The following is a 17,065-nucleotide window of genomic DNA, read 5'->3' as shown; positions in this document are numbered from 1 at the left end:
CTGCGGCGCTACTCTGACCGCATCGCCTTCGTCTTCTTTTCTGGCCTGGTCAGCTCGCTGATGGCGGCGGCCAGCGACTGGAAGATCGAGATGTCGTGCAGGTCGATCCCGAGGCCGACCATGCCCTGCGCCATCCTGGGCCCGACGCCGACGAGGCTCACGCGCGCGCCGAGCAGCCGGGTCGCCTGCGCCGTCTGCGCCAGCGCCGCCGCGATCGCCTCGTCGACGAACGGCACGCCGGTCACGTCGAGCAGCACCCACCGGGCTCCCTCTCGCGCGACGCCAGAGAGCGCGGCCTCCATGATCTGCTGCGCCCTCGTGGCGTCGATCGCGCCTATCAGCGAGATGAGCAGCACCCCGGGCAACAGCGGGATGACGGGACAGCCGAGCTCCCGCACCGTGCTCGCCAGCGCGCGCTCGCGCTCGTAGGCGGCGGCCAGCATGTCGCGCTCCGCCTGAAGCGTGGCCTCCATGTCGTGGTGCTCGAACGCGGCGAGCAGGAGCGACACCCACATGGCCAGCGGATGGAGGTTCTCCACGAAGCTCTCCAGGTGCAGCCCTCCCAGCACCAGAGTCCCCCAGTCGCGCGTCGCGCTCACGAGCGGGATCAGCAGGAGATAGCCGCCCGGCTCGTCCGGCAAGGAAGCCGCGCGCAGGGCGGGCGGCGGAAAGTGGCTGGCCGGGTACCTCTGGCCCACGAGCGCGGTCAGGTCCGTAGCGCACGGGTACACGGAGTGGACGAGGAACTCCGGCTCGGCCTTGTCCGACGCATCCGCCCAGAGCGCGATGCACCCGACGCCGATGGAGGTCTGCGCCAGCCACTCCAAGCGCTCCTCGGTCCATGCGTGCTTCGAGGCGAGGAGCCTGCTCATGTGCACCTTGGCGCGGACCAGCCGCTCGAGGCTCTTCACGTTCCGCCGCTCCCACGCGGCGAGGGCCCGCTGCTGCGCGAGGCGCACGCGGTCGAGGAACGTCTCCAGCCGGCGCGCGGCCTCCGGCTCCGGCGCGCCGGCGAGCCGCCGCGCGGCGGTCTGCTCGACGAGCTTCACCGCCGCGAGGAGGACCTCGATCTTGTCGTTTTGCGCGACCCCGGCGGAGAAAGCGCGCTGGAGCGTCCCCACGTCGAGCGGCTCCTCCCCGGCGAGCGCCGCGCCGAGGCCCTGCGCGATCACCTCCGCCTCGGGCCAGCCGATCGGCGCGCCGTCGGGCAGCGGGCGCTCCCACCCGTCCAGGAGGAGGCTCATCTGGCGGGACAGCGCCTGCTGCCAGTCCCCCTCCGGCGCCTCGATCGCTGGCGCGACCGGCGCGGCGTTCCACGCGGCGCGGCCGCTTCCGCACGAGCGACGCACGACCAGCTCGGCCGGACCGCGGGTCACGAGCTCACGAGGGGGGATGCCGTCGAGCAAGTCGATGAGCCGCTCGACGGCCATGCTCCCGAGGAGCGCCGGGTCCTGCCGTACCGTGGTGAGCGGAGGATCGCAGTGCTGGGCGGCGTTGATGTCGTCGAACCCCACCACGGCGATGTCCTCGGGCACGAGGTAGCCGTGCGCACGGATCGCGTTGATGGCGCCAATCGCCATCTCGTCGTTGCCCGCCACGAGCGCGGTACAGAACTTGCCATTGCGCGCGAGCAGCTCGTGGAAGCGCTGCTCGGTATACAAGATCGTACATTCATGAAACTCGGAGAGCAGGTTGAGGTCGGCCTCGAGCCCGCGCGCGCGCATCGCGTGATCGAATTCCCTGCTCCGCTCGTGAAAATCGTCCGATCCCGTCATGCCGATGTAAGCGATCCGACGATGTCCGAGCCGGATGAGGTGATCGACGACCACGTGAATCGAATCGTGGTTCTCCGCGCGGACGACCGGGCAGCGCGTTCCGAGCGGGGGCGCGCAGAAGATGACGCCCGGCTTCCCATCGGAGAGCAGCTCTTCCAGACCATCGATGTTGTACATCGCGATCCAGCCGGCCACCTGGTGAAGCGCCACGTTGCGCTCGAAGACGCGCCGAGGCGTCGCGTAGATGAGGAGGAGCTCGTAGCCTCGGGCTCGCGCGGCGCGGTGCATGCCTTGAAAGGCCGTGGCGTTGAAGGAATTGTCGAGGAAGACCGACGCGACGCCGATCATCTTCGATGTGCGCTGATCGACAGGCCCAGTCTTCATCCCGGTCGCGTTCGCCCCCTGATCCCCAGGCGAGCCTATCACCGTCCTCGATGAAACGACTCAAGAACGTCCGCGCGTCGACCGGCCGTCCCTCGATCCCGCGCGACAGGTGCGCGCATGTGAACAATCCGGAGCGGCCGCTTCGGCCCGAAGCGGTTGCGCGCGGCGCCGGCTGCGCAGGACGGCCGTGCATCGATGTTCGTGGGGAGCCCCACACAGGAGGTGAGGTCGATGATGGGAGCGCTTCAGGTCGCGGCGGGCTCGCCCTGCGAGGCGCGCAGGGCGGCCGCGCGAGCGGCTTTCTCAGGGCTGCAGACCGCGGGCGCGGTCACTTGCCTTGAGCGCGCCCGACGGGGAGCGCCGGGCCGACGCAGCCGCAGCCGCACGCGTCGGAGAATTGCTCCTCTCCGGGCGCGCAGATGAAGTCGACGAGGTGGCAGTACTCCGGATCGTGAGAGACGTAGCGGACGTCGGGATCCGCGGCGTCAGGGCAGGTCTCCGGCGTGGGGCCGACGCAGCCACAGCCGCACTCGCCGCCGAAGAGCTTCTCGGGCGGTGAGCAATCGAAGTCGATGAGGGCGCACTCGTTCGGATCGTGAGAGACGTAGCGGACGCCTGGATCACCCGGGTCCGGGCACGCGGGGGGAGGCGGCTCCTCGTCGATGCAGCCGCAGCCGCACCCGGGCTCGGTCATCAGCCGCTGTCCCTCCGCGCAGACGAAGTCGATGAGCGCGCACTCGTCCGGATCTTGAGAGACGTAGTGGACGCCCGGATCGCTCGGGTCCGGGCACGCCCCGCCGCCGCCGCCCGTGGGAGGGTGACAGCCGAGCAGTCCGACGATCGAAGAGGCCGCAAGAAGCAACAAGGCACAGGCTCGCATGGTGGTCTCCGTATCTTTCTCGTGTGGGTTGGGAGATGCGAGCTCCCCCGCGAGGCCCGTCTCGAGCCTCCCGGAGGAGCGGAGAACTGGAATCGACTCAGGGAGCGCCGGGCACGAAGAGCGTCACCGCCCTCCGGAAGACCTCCGGTGAAGACACCTCGATCAGCGCCACTTCCTCGCGCGCGGCGGCGCCGGTCGGCCGGTACACAACGCGGAGCTCTCCGGCGCTCCCCGCCTCGAGGACCACGGGGGCCGCCGTTCCCTCGAGGCTGTACTCGGGCGCCGGGGCGCGCAGCGCGATCCTGTCGATAGCGATCGGCGCGCCGCAGGCGTGCGCGAGCGCGACGGCGCCGCTGGACGTCGCGCCGGCGGCCGCCTCGGGCAGGGCGAGCTCCCGCTCGACCTCGAAGCAGCCTGCGAGCGGGCGAGGCGACGGCTCGAGGGCGCCGGCGGCGGCGATGAGGTCCACCGGCTCGGAGCGCAGCGCGCCGCGCCGCGCCTGGAGGCGCAGCTCGTTCCCGCGGAGGCCGTCGATGTCGAGCGCGAAGCTGCCGTCGCCCGCGACCGGCGCGACGACCGGGGGCGCGGTCCCATCGAGGTTCACCGCCCAGACCACGTCGGCGTCGGTCACGCTCCCGGGCGCCCCGGTGAGCTCCAGCGGGGCGCCGTCGCACTCGTCGCACACCGCGCCGACGACGTCGCCGGCGAGCGCCGGCGGCCGCTCGAAGGGCGGCTCCGGGATGGGGTTCACCCCGCACCCGGCGGCGCAAGCAACGAGAAGGACCGCAAGCCAGCGCATCACGCCGCCCCTCTGTTCAAGAGTCGCGCCAATGCGATCCGCTGCTTTCCGCGGAGATCGTGGGCCCCTTTTGTACCATTCTGTACCATATTGTATCGATGGTACACCACGGCATTGCGCCAGGGGCCGTGGTGGATGGCCGTTACGAGGTGGTGCGCGCGCTCGGGCGCGGCGGGCTCGCCTCGGTCTACGAGGCGCGCGACCGGCTCTTCGATCGCGACGTCGCGATGAAGTCGCTGAGCTTCGGCTCCGCGGGCGCGCTCGAGGCGTTCCGGCGGGAGTTCTCGCTGCTCTCGGCCTGCGCTCACCCGCGCCTCCCGCGCGCGTACGACTTCGCCCGGACGACGTCCGGCGGCGCGCCGGGCCAGCCGCTCACGTACGCCACGACGGAGCTCATCCGCGGCCGGACGCTGGCCGAGCACGCGCGGGGGCGCGCCTTCCGCGCGGCCCTGCCCGTCCTGCTCGACGCGCTCGACGCGCTCGGGTGGCTCCACGGCGCCGGCATCGTCCACGGCGACTTCAAGCCCGAGAACGTCCTCGTGCGGGACGACGGCGCGGGCGTGCTCATCGACCTCAGCGCGGCGCGGAGGATGCGCGCGGACGCGGGGGACCTCTCGGGGACCGCGTGGTTCTTCGCCCCGGAGCTCCTCCGGGGAGCCCCGCCGAGCGCGCGCTCGGATCTCTTCGCGGTGGGGCGGACGCTCGAGGCCCTGTTCCCGCTCCTCTCCGGGGCGCCGAGCGCCGCCGTCCGCCGCCTCGCCGAGCGGCTCACCGCAGAGGATCCGGCGAGCCGCCCCTCCGGGGTCGAGGAGGTCCTCGAGGCCCTCTCCGCCGGCGGCCTGCCGCGGCGCGCGCCCGCCGTCGTGAGCGAGCCGGGCGAGATCGTGGGCCGGGAGCGCGAGGTCGAGGCGTTCGGCGCGGCGCTCGAGGCGCTGCTCCGCGGCGAGCGCGGTCCGCGCGCGGTGATCGTCACGGGCGAGGAGGGCGCGGGCAAATCGCGGCTGTTCCGCGAGCTCAAGTGGCGCGCGCAGCTCCGCGCGCAGGTCGTCGAGGGCGCGCCCCGCGGCGACGATCCGCTGCGCGCGCTGCTGGTCCGGGCGCTCGGCGGCGCGGCGCTCCCGGCCGGCGTCGACGCGCTGCTCGGGGCCCGCGGCGAGCTCGCGGGGGCGCGCGGGCGCGAGGGCGAGGCGGCGCGCGGCCCGCGGGATCCGCGCGATGTGCGGGATCCGTGCGGATTGCCCGCGCCGCACCGGCCGCGCGTGCTCGCGATCGACGACGCCCACAGGCTGGGCGCGCACGACCGGGCGCTGCTCGAGGCGCTCGTGCGATCGACCGATCCGACCGACGCCGTCCTCTGGCTGATCGCCTCCGCGGAGCGGCTCGACGTGGGCGGCGGCGCGGTCGTCGAGCTCCCGCTGGGCCCTCTCGGCGAGGACGCGGTCCGGGTCTGGACCGCGCCCCTCGCCACGGCGGCGCGCACGTCGGACCTCCTGCGCGCGAGCGGCGGCCGGCCGCGCGCGCTCAAGGAGCTCTGCGCCGCGCTGGCGCAGCGCCGCCTGAGCGAGGCGGAGCTCGACAGGTTCGTCCACACGACGGGCACCCCGGAGCTCTGGCGACGGCGCGTTGCGGCGCTCGACCGCGGCGAGGCGCGCGCCCTCGCGGCGCTCGCGGTCGCGGATCCGCTCGGGCCCGAGGCCGCCGCCGCGCTCGGCGTGGGGCGCGCGGCGCTCGACGCGCTCGAGGCCGCGGGGCTCGCGCGGCTCGACGGCGAGGGGTTCCGCCTCGGCCAGCCCGGGCAAGCCAGGGCGATCCTGCCCTGGCTCGACGCAGGCGTCGTGCGCGAGATCGCGGCCGCGATGGCGGCCCACCTCGCCGGCGCCGACGAGGCGGCACTCGCCCCGGCGCTCCGCAGCCAGCGCGCGGCGGACCGGGCGAGGGCGCTCGTGCTCGCGGGCGACCACGAGGCGGCGCGGCGGGCGCTCGCCGCGTCCGGGCCGATGCTCGAGTGGGCGCCGCGCGCCTGGGTGCGCGCGGCGGACGCCGCCTGCGAGGTCCTGCCGGCGCCGCGGACGCTCGTGGCCGCGGCGTCCGCGATCGAGGCGGCCGGCGACCCGCGGCGCGCGCTCTCGCTGCTCGCGCGGGCGACGCGCGCGCGGCCGCCCGCCGACGTCGGCGCAGAGCTCTCGTACCGGGCGGCGCGCTGCTACGAGAAGCTCGGCAAGGTCGAGCGGGCGCTCTGGCAGCTCGGGCGCGCGCGGTCCCTCTCGCCCGGGCCCTGGGGCGGGCGGCTCGCGAGCCTCTCCGCGCGCTGCCTGCTGCGCCTCGGCCGCTACGACGAGGCCCGGCGCGAGGCGGAGGGGGCGCTCGCGGCGGTCGGATCACGCGAGGTCGAGGGCGCGCCCGCGAGCGGCGAGGCGCGCGAGGTCGACGGCGGCCTCGGGCGCGGCGAGGCGCGCGAGGCCGCCGCGGAGCTGGCCGAGACGCTGGGCCTCGCGCTCGGGTACCTGAGCGACCAGGCCGGGGCGCTCCAGAGCCTGGCGCGCGCCGTCGCGCTGCGGCCGGCGTCGGGCTCGCCCCGCGCCCGCGCCCGCACGCTCAGCTACCACGCGCTCCACGCCTACCGCGCCGGCGACGCGGCCCTCGCGGCGCGCGGGTTCCAGGAGGCGCTCGACCTGGCCGAGGCCGAGGGCCTCGGCGACCTGCTCGCGACGGCCGCGCTCAACCTGGGGACGGCGAGGCACCAGCTCGGCGACTGGGGCGCGGCGCTGCGCTGCTACGAGCGCGGGCTCCGGGCGGCGATCGCCTTCGCCAAGGAGCGGACCGAGGCGACGCTGCGCTTCAACCTCGCGAAGATCCACGCGGACGTCGGCCTGCTCGATCGCGCCGAGCTCGCCGTCGCGCGGATGCGAGCGCCCGAGGGCCCGAGGGCCCCCGAGGAGATCGCCGTGGCGGCGCTCGGGCTCGCGGCGGAGATCGCCGCCGCGCGCGGGGCGCTCGGCGAGGCGGCGCGGCTGCTCGAGGAGGCCCGCGCCGGCCACGCGGCGCGCGGATCGAAGCGCGAGGCGTGCGAGGCGGTGATCCACGCCGCGGAGGTCGCGCTCGCGGCGCGGGACAGGGCCGCGGCGGGCGCGCGGCTGGCCGAGGCCGCGGCGCTGCTCCGGGAGGCCGACGCGGCGGACCTCGCGCTGCGCCACGCGACGGCGGGCGCGGAGCTCGCGCTGGCCCGCGGCGACACGGGCGCGGCCCTCGCGGAGGTGCAGCGGGGCGCGGGCCTCGTGGCGAGGGTCTCGCAGCTCGAGCTCCACGCGAAGCACGAGGAGGTGTCCGCCGCGGTGCTCCGCCTCCGGTCGGCGACGGCGCTGGCGGAGCGGCACCGCACGGCCGCGCTCGAGTGCTGGGAGCGCATCGGGAGCACGCTCCCCGCCGAGCTCGCCGAGGTCTTCTGGCGGCACCCCCGGCGGGCCGCGCTCCGCGGCGGGCCCGCGCCGCCGGGGGCCCGCATGGAGCTCGTGCTGAAGCTGCTCGAGGTGAACCGGCGCCTGAGCTCGACGCTCGACGCAGAGGAGGTGCTCCGCCTCGCCATGGACGCGGCCATCGAGCTGACCGGCGCCGAGCGGGGGTTCGTGATTCTCGCGTCGCCGTCGCCGTCGCCGGAACCGGGAGGCCACGCGAAGGGCAGGCTCGAGGTCGCTGTCGCGCGGAACCTCGATCGCGAGCGCGTCGGCAAGAGCCAGCTCAAGTTCAGCCACGGGATCGCGAAGCGGGTGGTCGAGCGCGGGGAGGCGGTGCTCACGGTCGACGCGCTGGCCGACGAGCGGTTCCACGGGAACGCGTCCGTGCACGGCCTGCGGCTCCGGTCGATCGTGTGCGTGCCGATCCGCGCGCACGGCGCCGTGCTCGGCGCCGTCTACCTCGACAACCGGTTCCAGCGCGGCAAGTTCGCGGAGGGCGACGCGGATCTGCTCGGCGCGTTCGCGGACCAGATCGCGGTCGCGCTGCACAACGGCAGGCTGATGGCCGAGCTCCGGGACCGCACGCGGGCCCTGGAGGAGGAGCAGCGGCGGGTCGCGGAGCTCATGCGCTCGCAGGCCGACGAGATCGAGCGGCTCTCGCACGAGCTCGAGCGGACCCGGGCGGACGCGCGCCGCGACTTCCCGGAGATCGCGGGGAGGAGCGCGCCGATGCGCGCGGTGCTCGCGCTCTGCGAGCGCGTCGCGGAGAGCGACGTGACCGTGACGGTGACCGGCGAGAGCGGCACGGGCAAGGAGCTCGTCGCGCGCGCGATCCACGCGGGCGGGCCCCGGCGGGACGGGCCGTTCGTGGCGGTCAACTGCGCCGCGCTGCCGGAGGCGCTTCTCGAGTCGGAGCTCTTCGGCCACGTGAAGGGCGCGTTCACCGGCGCGGTCCGCGATCACGGCGGGCTGTTCGTCTCGGCGCGGGGCGGGACGCTGTTCCTCGACGAGCTCGGGGAGGTGCCGCTCGGCGTGCAGGCGAAGCTGCTCCGCGCGCTCCAGGAGCGCTCGATTCGCCCGGTGGGGTCGGACCGGAGCGTCTCGGTGGCCGACGTGCGGGTCGTCTGCGCGACGAACCGGGATCTGCGGGAGGAGGTCGCCCGGGGGCGCTTTCGCGAGGATCTCTACTACCGGGTCAGCGTCATCGAGATCCGCCTGCCGCCGCTGCGCGACCGGCCGGACGACATCCCGGCGATCGCGCAGGTGATCGTCGAGAAGCTCGCGGCGCGCCAGGGCCGCCCGGCGTTCCGGCTGTCCCGGGGCGCGCTCCGGCGGCTCTCGTCGTACGGCTGGCCCGGCAACGTGAGGCAGCTAGAGAACGTGCTCTCGCGCGCGTGTGTGCTCTCGCCGGGCCCGGAGATCGGCGCCGCCGACATCCAGCTGCCGGCGGCGGCGCCCGCGCCGCGGGGCCGGTCGCGCGCCGAGTACCAGGGCGCCGAGGAGGAGCGGATCCGCGCCGCGCTCGAGCTCTCCCGCTGGAACGTGAGCGAGGTGTCGAGGAGCCTCGGGATCCCGAGGATGACGCTCTACCGGAAGCTCGCGCGATACGGGCTCTTGCGGGAGGAGTGAGAGGCAGGCCGGCGTGAGCAGGGCGCCAGCGACCAGCCGCCCCACGCCGAGCGAGGGGGCTAATCCCAGATGCGCACGACCATGAGCCCGAGGTTCGACCGCTTCCCCGCGGCCACGATGCGGCCGTCGCGCTGGACGGTGACGGCGTAGAGGTAGTTCTGGTCCGGATGGTCGTCGAGCACGACGGCGCCCGAGGCGCCGAACCCGGCGTCCCTGGAGCCGTCCGGCAGGAGCCGCAGGATCGAGGCCGTGATGCCGGAGTTCACGGTGCCGCCCGCGACCGCGCCGAGGATCTTGCCGTCGGCCTGGAGGGCGACACCGTAGCCCCGCACATAGGGATTCTCTGCGCCGCTCGCGTTCACCATGCCAGTCTCGCCGAACGTCGTGTCCGCCGAGCCGTCCGCGTTGAAGCGCGCGAAGGCATAGTGGTTCACGCCGTCGAGCGCGTATCCGACGAGGATCGGCTTGCCGTCGCTCCCGAGGACGAGGTCGTTATCGTTGTAGGGCGTCTGCGAGAGATAGGCGATGCCGCCCGTTCCGAAGCCGGGATCGAGCGCCCCGTCGCGATCGAGCCGCACCGCAAGGAAGGTCGGGCCCGCGTCCCGCTCGGTTCCTCCGGCGACGATCTGCCCGTTCTCTCCGAGCGCGACCGAGTGCAGCGGGCGGTTCTCGAACGAGACGATGCCCGAGCCGCCGAAGTCGCGATCGACATCGCCCATGGAAGAGAACCGCACGACGATGCCGCGGTTGCCCGGCTTCCCGACGCCGGCGGCGATGATCCAGCCGTCGCTCTGGACGGCGGCGTCGAAGCCCTCCGAGCCGCTGATCAAGGCAGGATCGAGCCTCGCGACCCCGCTGGCGCCAAAGGCCTGATCTGTCCCGCCGCTCGCGTTGAACCGGACCACCGCGAGCTGGCCGTTCCGCGTCCCCACGGCCAGAATGCGCCCGTCCGGCTGGAGGGCCAGCGACTCGACCGTTCCCTCCTGGCCGACGACGAGGCCCGCTGTGCCGAACTCCGGATCGAGCGCGCCGCTCGGCAGGAAGCGAGCGAGACCCCAGGTCTCTCCGTCGACGCCGGCGACGAGGATCTTGCCGTCTTCCTGGACGACGATGGCGCGCGCCTCGTGGGGCGTTCCGCTGGTCGCGATTCCATCGCCATCAAACGACTGATCGAGCGCCCCCGGCGGATCGGCGACGAGCAGCGAGACCGGCAGCTCCCGATCCTCCAGCCCGGGCGCGCTGGCCACGAGCGAGGGCGTGGCACCACCGACCTCCGCGAGCGGCTCCGCGGTCAGCGTGAGCACGCCGGTGGCCTCGCCGCCCGGGACCACGACCGAGCTCGCCGTGACGCCGCTCGGCAGGCCCGACAGCGAGAGCTCGACGTCGCCCGCGAAGTCGTCCGAGCGGGTGACGGCGACGGTGAGCGATGCCGAGCCGCCGCGCACCACCCGCGCCGCCGCCGAGTCGAGCGCGATCGAGAAGCCCGCCTGCGGCGCCCCGCCGCCGCTGCCATGCGCGGACAGGTCGCCGCCTCCGCCTCCGCCCGACGCGGCGGCGCCACCGGCGCCAGCGCCGCCGTCACCGCCGGCCCCGTCGTGCGAGACGTCGTGAATGCCGAGGATGCCCTGGCAGCCGAGCGCGAGACACGCCGCGGCCGCCCCGGCGAGGCAGGCCGCGCGCGCGAACCGGACGCGGCGGGCTGGCCGGGGCAGCGCACTCCTCTGCGCGAGGGGGAGGATCATGCCGGCAGGCTACCACGTCGGCTCCCAGCCGGACGCAGCGCCGCGACGGCGTCGGGGTCACGCGCTCGGAGAGATTGCGCGGTACAGGTTCCCGAGCCTGCCGTACGTCTCAACCGCCCCCGGATAGAATCGCTTGGTGTTCAAGTAGCCCTGATAGCAGGCGTAAGAGTTCCTCGGGGAGAGATCGGGCTCGAGCCCGGTGAAGTGCGCGTAGTTGCACCCATCAGGAGTCCAGCCAGGGCTCCGAGGAGAGATTTCAACGCAAAGACGCAAAGACGCAATAAAGAACAAATACCATGCCTTTTTGCGTCTTTGCGCCTTTGCGCCTTTGCGTTGAATCTCTCTCCGCTTTGCGTTGAATCTCTCTCCGCTCGCGAGATAGAGCCCTCCACCCCGCCTCCTCGTCACGAGCGTCTCTGCCAGGTGGAGGAAGCGGAGGAGATGGCGCGCCGCCTCGTCCGGTTCGTGACGTGGTCCGCCTTCCCCAGGCATCCGCCAGCCCGTACGGCCCACCACGCCGCGAGCGCCAGGCGCACCTGTACATCCGTTCAATGATCTGCTAGCCGATCGGCATGCGCCCCCGCAAGGCCGCCGCCGCCGTCGTCGTCGAAGAGCTGCCGCCCGCCGAGGAACCCATCGACGCGATCCCGCCCGACGACACAGCGGCGGACGAGCCGAGCTCCGCCGTCCGAGAGCCGATCTCGCTCGGCCTTATCTGCATCGACTGCGGCAGCAGCGGCGGCGGTCACGACGGCTGCGCGCACCGCGAGCGCGCACGCTTCCACGCGCCGCCGCGGGCAGCGCTGGAGCTCGTCGCGCGCCTGCGCCGGGCCGCCGCCGAGCACCGCGCCGCCGCCCGCGCCCTCCGCGCCCTGGTCACCGCCGAGCACGCGCGCGGTCGCGCCGAGATCGAGCGGGCGGATCCGGTCGAACCGCCGCAGCCCGAGGCGGAGCCAGAACCCCCCTCGCCGCCCCGGCTCGAGATCGCGGCGCCGGAGCCGCCCGCCGTCTGCCCGCGCTGCGCCGAGCAGACCGAGGGCGAGCCGACGGAGTCCGGGGCGCCGCCGCGCCGGCCAAAGCGCAAGGGGCGGGTGGCCCTCGAGCAGCAGGCGTTTCTCTTTTCGAGCGACTCCGAGCAACACTCGCCGCACGGGACCTGAGCCGCGACCAAGGCGCTGCCGAAGGAATCGGAAACCCGGGATCGGCGTTAGGCTGCGCCGATGTCCCCGAGCCCATCCCGAGTTCCTCGCTTGCGCGCCGGAGGCGGCGCTCTGGCCGCCGTGCTGCTCTGGCAACTCGCCTGCACGGGAGGCGCTCCACCTGGGAGCGGAGCTCCACCCGTGAGCGGAGCGCGCCGGTCACCCGCGCCGCCTCGGCAGGAAGACTCAACATCACCGCGCCCGCTGCCCGCGGAGCGCCAGAGGACGCCGGCGCCGCCGCCAGGGCCAGCCCCGGGCGAAGCGCCGCTTCCACCCGATGTCGTGGCCACGATGCAGGCGCTCGCCGCGCTCGACACAAGCGCGGAAGGCATCGGGCTGAGCGCGCCCCCCGCGGGAGCTCCCGCGCTGCTCCGCGCCTTGAAGGCCGAGCTCCGAGGCGTCGTCGGGCGCGCGCTCGACGCGGCCGAGGGCGCGCCGGCCGCCGCACGCACGCGCGCGATGGCGGAGCTCGGGCGGCTCGGCGTCCCCCCCGCCGGCGAGGAACGGCGGTGGGGCAGCCTGCTCGACCTCCGCGTCGAGCAGCCCGCGGCGCACCCCGAGCTCCGGGTCGCGCTCCTCACGCTCGCGGTCCCGTGCGGCGAGGACTCGTCTATCTACGTCTTCGAGCGGGGCCGGGCGGGCTTTCGCCTCGCGCTCGCTCACGAGAGCGATCCGTCGGAGTGGACGTCGGAGGGAAACCGGCTGTCTTATGGCTTCCTTGCGGGCCGACCGAAGGGGCGCTGGGCGCTGGCCGTCTCGAGCGCGGAGTCGTCCTGTGTCTCGCTCTGGAGGACGCTGACCACGAGGGTGCTGCTGGAGGGAACGGACCCGCTGCACCCGCGCGCGGCCTTCGCGAACAGCCTCCGATTCCACATGCCGGCCGGCTACACCCTCGCGGTGTCCGCCGGGGGCTTCACGCTGCGCTGGACGGGCGACCCGACCTTCCTTCCATGGTACCCGCGCTGGGACGCCCTCGCCGCGCGCTACACGGTGGAAGGCGACAGCGTGCGTCGAGCGCCGCCCCTCGCCCCTGACGCCGAGTCGTTCGTGTACGCCTGGCTCGGGCTCGAGTGGGCAGAGGCCGAGCGCTGGCTCTGCCCAGCGGCGTCGCCGTCCGCGGGCGAGCGCTGGCACCGGGAGCTGCGCGCAGCGCTGCCAGGGCTCGCGTCGACACCGCAGCTCGGCGCGTGCGGGGGCCCCGACGGGGAGGATGCCACGAAGTGCGAGGACGTGGAGCTGTGGCTGACGCGCCCGGGCCTCGCCCGGTCCACCGCGACCACCCACGTCCTCCTGGCGAAGCAGGGCGCTGACCGCTGCGTCGAGCGCGTGTTCTCGAGGGTGAAGCCATGAGAGGTCCGGGCAGCGGCACGGTCGAGAGCAGGAGGCTCGCTGCGGCGATCGCGCGGCCGGCGAGGCGGCGCCTGCGCGGACTGGCCCTCTCTTGCGCGGCCTGCCTGTCGCTCGCGCTCACGGCGTGCGCGGCACCCGCGCCCGAGGCGAGAGGACCTCTGGTACCTCGGCCGGCAGCGCGGCCCGTGACGCACGGCGCTCCCACAGCCCTCTCAATAGCCCTCTCAACAGCCCCCCCAACGGCCCCCCCGGCGGACGACGCCACGGACCTCGTGAGAGAAGCGCTCGCCCCGTTCTTCGCCGCCCCGAGATCGGGCGCGGCCGACGATCAAGACACGTGGCTGACGCCGCGGGTGAGCGTGGAGAAGCGGCCGGCGGAGTGCTGGGAGCTGGCGCCGGAGCAGGACGCAGCCGGGCTGGCGATCGTCGCGCTGCACCGGCGCGAGCGCGGCCCCGTCCAGTGCGCTCCGTTCAGCGCGCGCCTCGCGCCGTTCGCCACGTTCGCCGTCGACAGGCGCGCTGGCACCGTGCGCTGGTGGGACGAGGCTACGCCCCGGCCGATGCGCGAGTTCTTCGCCGCGCGCGAGGAGTCCCTGAGAGCCGCCGTCTCGGCGCTGGAGAAGCGCTTCATCGACGACGCCATCACCTGGGAAGGCACGACCGCGCTGCACGTCGAGGACGAGACGGCCACGCACCTCCACGTGTCCGTGCTCTCGCCCGACGGCCGCAAGCGGCTCGCGCGCTTCCGCGTCGACAGGCGCACGCGCGAGCTCTCGTGGGACGACAACGGCGAGCTCCGCGGCTACGCGGCGTTCAAGGCGAGCTGGTACCGGGACCATCACCCGGCGGTCACCGCGCTCGGCCAGCTGCTCGAATGGAAGTGGTCCGGGGTCGATTCGCTCACGCTGGAGGCGTCCCACGGCCACGTCTTCGATCTCGTCGCCCGGGCCGGCGAGACGTGCTCCGCGGCGAGCCGCATCTGCGCCACGGAGCGATTCCGCGTCGATATGCGGCGCGGCGCGGCGATGTGGCACGACGGCAAGGCCTACGTGCCCATCGAGCGATTTCTTCAGGACCTGGAGCGGAAGGGGCAAAGGGCCGTCCTCCTGGCCAGGGCCTGGGCGCTGAAGCAACGAGGGCCCGCCGGCGCCTCCTGCATCGCCTTCCGGCCCGAGAACGTCGACAGGGCGAGCGCGCACGTCCGGATGCACCTCGCCCCGCCGTGCAACACCTCCCCGATGCTGATGACGCTCGCGTGGTACTTCGTGGACCTGCGCACAGGCAAGGTGTGCTCGTCCGAGGACGACACGTGCGGTTCGGAGTCCGGGCAGGGCAGACCATGACATGGGCCAGCGGGGGCGGGCCCCATGAGGCCGCCCGCCGCGGCGCCCTTCGGCGCGCGACAATCGGAGCTGACAAGCATCGCCGTCCATCCGATACTCGCGCCGCTTGCCGCACAGCACGGCCATCAGCAGGCGACCGGGAGCCGGACGTGAGGACGCGGGAACGCGGGAGCGCGAGACGACGAGCTCCCGCTCCCGCCGCGAGCGCGCCGCTGAGCGGCATGGCCACACGGGTGTCGCGTGCTACCAGATTGCGCTTGTGATCGCGTCACGACGGAACGCGGGCGCTGAGGACCACCGAGGATGCTGCCACCATGTCGCTCGATAGAGCCATCGGCATCATGTGCCCCGACATCTGGGGCAGCTATGTTTGCGAGCTTCTCGGCGGTATCCAGTCGGCCGCCGCGCGCGCCGGATATCGGGTGCTCGCCATCAGGGCGTCCCCGCGAGACGTCCACAGGCTGCGGCTCGCGCGAGACCAGGTCGACGGGTGGATCGCGCTCATCGACGCGGCGGAACTCGAGCCCTTCCTCGACGAAGGCCGGCCCGTCGTGACCCTCAGCGCGCGCGCCAACGAGGACGCGCGCTGTCCCTACGTCCTGCCCGACAACCACGGTGGCGCCCTCTCGGCCGTACGCCACCTGCTCGACCACGGCCACGAGCGGATCGTCTTCGCGGGCCACATGGCGCACGAGGACATCCGGCAGCGCTTCCAGGCCTACCGGGACGCGCTCGAGGAGCGCGGCATCTCGTTCGACCCCGACCTCGTCTTCGATCTCCCGAACAACGAGCGGGCGAGCGGCCGGCTCGCCGTGCGGCGCCTGCTTGAAGAGGGCGTCACCTGCACCGCGATGTTCCTGTCGGCCGACAAGGAGGCGCTCGGGGTCCTCGACGCGTTCGCCGAGGCAGGCATCCGCGTCCCCGAGGACATCGCGCTCGTCGGGTTCGACGACATCGAGGCGGCCCGGTACGCCTCGCCGCCGCTGACGACGGTCCGCCAGCGGTTCGACCGGCTCGGCGGGACGGCCGCCGAGCTGCTCATCGACCTCCTCGCCGGACGGGAGCTCCCCTGCGCGGGGCACATCGCGCCGACGACCCTGGTCCTGCGCCGCTCCTGCGGCTGCTCACCCGCCCCGGCGCAGCGCGACGCGCCCCCGTCGTCCCGCAGCGCCGCGGCGCCGGCCAGCGCGCCCGCGTCGGCCCGCAGCGCCGCCGCGCCGGCCGGCGCGCTCGCGCGGGAGCTCGCCGCGCTCGCGAGCGCCTCGACCGCCCTCGATCCGAGCTCGCCGCCGGAAGAGGCCTGGCCCGGGGCGACCGAGGTGGTCCTCGGGCTCGAGGCGGCCGTCTGGGGCAGGCCCGGCCCCGCTGCCGCCGCGCTGGAGAGGGCCTGGCGAGAGGCCGCGGAGCAGATGCCCGACATCGACCAGCTCCTCGAGATGATCGACCGGCTGGAGCGGGCCGGCCAGAAGATGCTCCGCGGCGCGGGGGACGCCGCCGCCGAGCGGCGCGTCGCGGCGTACATCCGGGCGGCCCGGCGCGCCATGATGGAGGGCCGGGTCGCGATCGAGGCGGCCCGCGCCGACTACCTGAACGGCCTGCTCGACATCAACCTCGTCATCCGGGAGACGCTCCTGGCGGACGGGGGCAGCGGCGGGAGCAAGCTGAGCTGGCTCTCCGCGGTGCAGATGAGCTGGGGCTGCCTCGCCGTGTGGGAGGCGCCCGGGGACACGGGTCCCCTGCTGCGGGTCGTCGAGAGCTGCTCCCCCGGCGCGGCGGCCGCCACGCCCGAAGCGGGCGCGCGCGTCGCGGCCGAGGCGTTCCCGCGCGGCGACTGGCTGCCTGCCGCCGCCCGGCGCGACGACCACGTCCTCCGGCTCATCCCGCTCCGCAGCGAGGGCGAGGATCGCGGCATCCTCGCCGTCTGCGCCCCGGTGAGCAGCCCGCTCGGGCTGGATCACCGGGACATGGAGATGTGGGTGGCGATGCTCACCGCGGCGCTCGAGCGCGCGTCGCTGATCGAGTCGCTGATCGAGCAGGAGCAGCAGGCGCGCGCCGCCTACGAGCGCGAGCGCGCCCTCGCGGACGACGTGCGCCGGCTCGGGTGCCCGGTCATCCCGCTCGACCAGGGCGTGCTGCTCGTGCCGCTCGTCGGCGCCATCGATCTGGAGCGCGCGCGCCACGTGCTCGAGGTGGTGCTCGCGGAGCTCAGCCAGAAGGAAGCCGAGGTGCTGCTGATGGACATCACCGGCGTGCCCTTCGCCGACATGCAGGTCGCGGCGTCGCTGATGAAGACGACCCGCGCCGCCCTCCTGCTCGGCGCCGAGGTCATCGTCGTGGGGATGCGGCCGCAGGTCGCGCAGGGGTTCATCCGCCTCGGCATCGACCTCCAGGGGATGACGCTCCACCAGACCCTCGGCAGCGCGCTCTCGGCGCTGCGCCGCAAGCGGCAGCCGCTCGACGCGCCGCGGGTCCCCCGGGCCTGAGCCCCCGGCGCGCGCCGCGCCGCGGCTCC

The 17,065-nt window shown here is 74.3% G+C and carries 9 protein-coding genes; 5 read left to right on the top strand and 4 right to left on the bottom strand.

Going from position 1 to position 17,065, the window contains the following annotated elements:
• Positions 1-8: 8 nt before the first annotated feature.
• From WMF46_RS07780 to WMF46_RS07770, 3 genes are all read right to left on the bottom strand, one after another.
• Positions 9-2,159, bottom strand: a complete 2,151-nt coding sequence (locus WMF46_RS07780) for a substrate-binding domain-containing protein (RefSeq protein ID WP_437985035.1) — start codon at positions 2,157-2,159, stop codon at positions 9-11.
• 328 nt (positions 2,160-2,487) lie between these two features.
• Entirely contained in the window at positions 2,488-3,024 is a 537-nt protein-coding gene (locus WMF46_RS07775) for a hypothetical protein (protein WP_437985034.1), read from the bottom strand.
• A gap of 112 nt (positions 3,025-3,136) precedes the next feature.
• Positions 3,137-3,838 carry a hypothetical protein gene (locus tag WMF46_RS07770; RefSeq protein ID WP_437985033.1) on the bottom strand — a complete coding sequence of 234 codons (702 nt, stop codon included), beginning with the start codon at positions 3,836-3,838 and terminating at the stop codon, positions 3,137-3,139.
• 98 nt (positions 3,839-3,936) lie between these two features.
• On the opposite strand from WMF46_RS07770, the gene WMF46_RS07765 reads away from it, so the two are divergent.
• Positions 3,937-8,919: a sigma 54-interacting transcriptional regulator gene (locus WMF46_RS07765; RefSeq protein WP_437985032.1), complete on the top strand. Its 4,983-nt coding sequence runs from the start codon at positions 3,937-3,939 to the stop codon at positions 8,917-8,919.
• Positions 8,920-8,978: 59 nt separating this feature from the next.
• On the opposite strand, the gene WMF46_RS07760 is transcribed toward WMF46_RS07765, so the two are convergent.
• A complete protein-coding gene (locus WMF46_RS07760; RefSeq protein ID WP_437985031.1) occupies positions 8,979-10,661 on the bottom strand; it encodes a hypothetical protein in 1,683 nt (560 codons plus the stop codon).
• A gap of 572 nt (positions 10,662-11,233) precedes the next feature.
• Here WMF46_RS07760 and WMF46_RS07755 point away from each other — a divergent pair.
• From WMF46_RS07755 to WMF46_RS07740, 4 genes are all read left to right on the top strand, one after another.
• Positions 11,234-11,821 carry a hypothetical protein gene (locus WMF46_RS07755; protein WP_437985030.1) on the top strand — a complete coding sequence of 196 codons (588 nt, stop codon included), beginning with the start codon at positions 11,234-11,236 and terminating at the stop codon, positions 11,819-11,821.
• A gap of 321 nt (positions 11,822-12,142) precedes the next feature.
• Entirely contained in the window at positions 12,143-13,210 is a 1,068-nt protein-coding gene (locus WMF46_RS07750; RefSeq protein WP_437985029.1) for a hypothetical protein, read from the top strand.
• 272 nt (positions 13,211-13,482) lie between these two features.
• Positions 13,483-14,553: a hypothetical protein gene (locus WMF46_RS07745; protein ID WP_437985028.1), complete on the top strand. Its 1,071-nt coding sequence runs from the start codon at positions 13,483-13,485 to the stop codon at positions 14,551-14,553.
• A 314-nt stretch (positions 14,554-14,867) separates the two neighbouring features.
• Positions 14,868-17,036 carry a substrate-binding domain-containing protein gene (locus tag WMF46_RS07740; protein WP_437985027.1) on the top strand — a complete coding sequence of 723 codons (2,169 nt, stop codon included), beginning with the start codon at positions 14,868-14,870 and terminating at the stop codon, positions 17,034-17,036.
• Positions 17,037-17,065: the final 29 nt, after the last annotated feature.

This window comes from Sorangium sp. So ce117 (genome assembly GCF_051524395.1).
Classification (GTDB): Bacteria; Myxococcota_A; Polyangia; order Polyangiales; family Polyangiaceae; genus Sorangium; species Sorangium cellulosum_B.
Note: the sequence above shows the minus strand (reverse complement) of the source record. Positions and strands in the feature narration are given on the sequence as shown.

Excerpts from the sequence above, each read along its gene's own strand:
- WMF46_RS07740 (WP_437985027.1), top strand. The coding sequence starts at position 14,868 with ATGTCGCTCGATAGAGCCATCGGCATCATGTGCCCCGACATCTGGGGC.
- WMF46_RS07765 (WP_437985032.1), top strand. The coding sequence starts at position 3,937 with ATGGTACACCACGGCATTGCGCCAGGGGCCGTGGTGGATGGCCGTTAC.
- WMF46_RS07770 (WP_437985033.1), bottom strand. The coding sequence starts at position 3,838 with ATGCGCTGGCTTGCGGTCCTTCTCGTTGCTTGCGCCGCCGGGTGCGGG.
- WMF46_RS07780 (WP_437985035.1), bottom strand. The coding sequence starts at position 2,159 with ATGAAGACTGGGCCTGTCGATCAGCGCACATCGAAGATGATCGGCGTC.
- WMF46_RS07760 (WP_437985031.1), bottom strand. The coding sequence starts at position 10,661 with ATGATCCTCCCCCTCGCGCAGAGGAGTGCGCTGCCCCGGCCAGCCCGC.
- WMF46_RS07755 (WP_437985030.1), top strand. The coding sequence starts at position 11,234 with ATGCGCCCCCGCAAGGCCGCCGCCGCCGTCGTCGTCGAAGAGCTGCCG.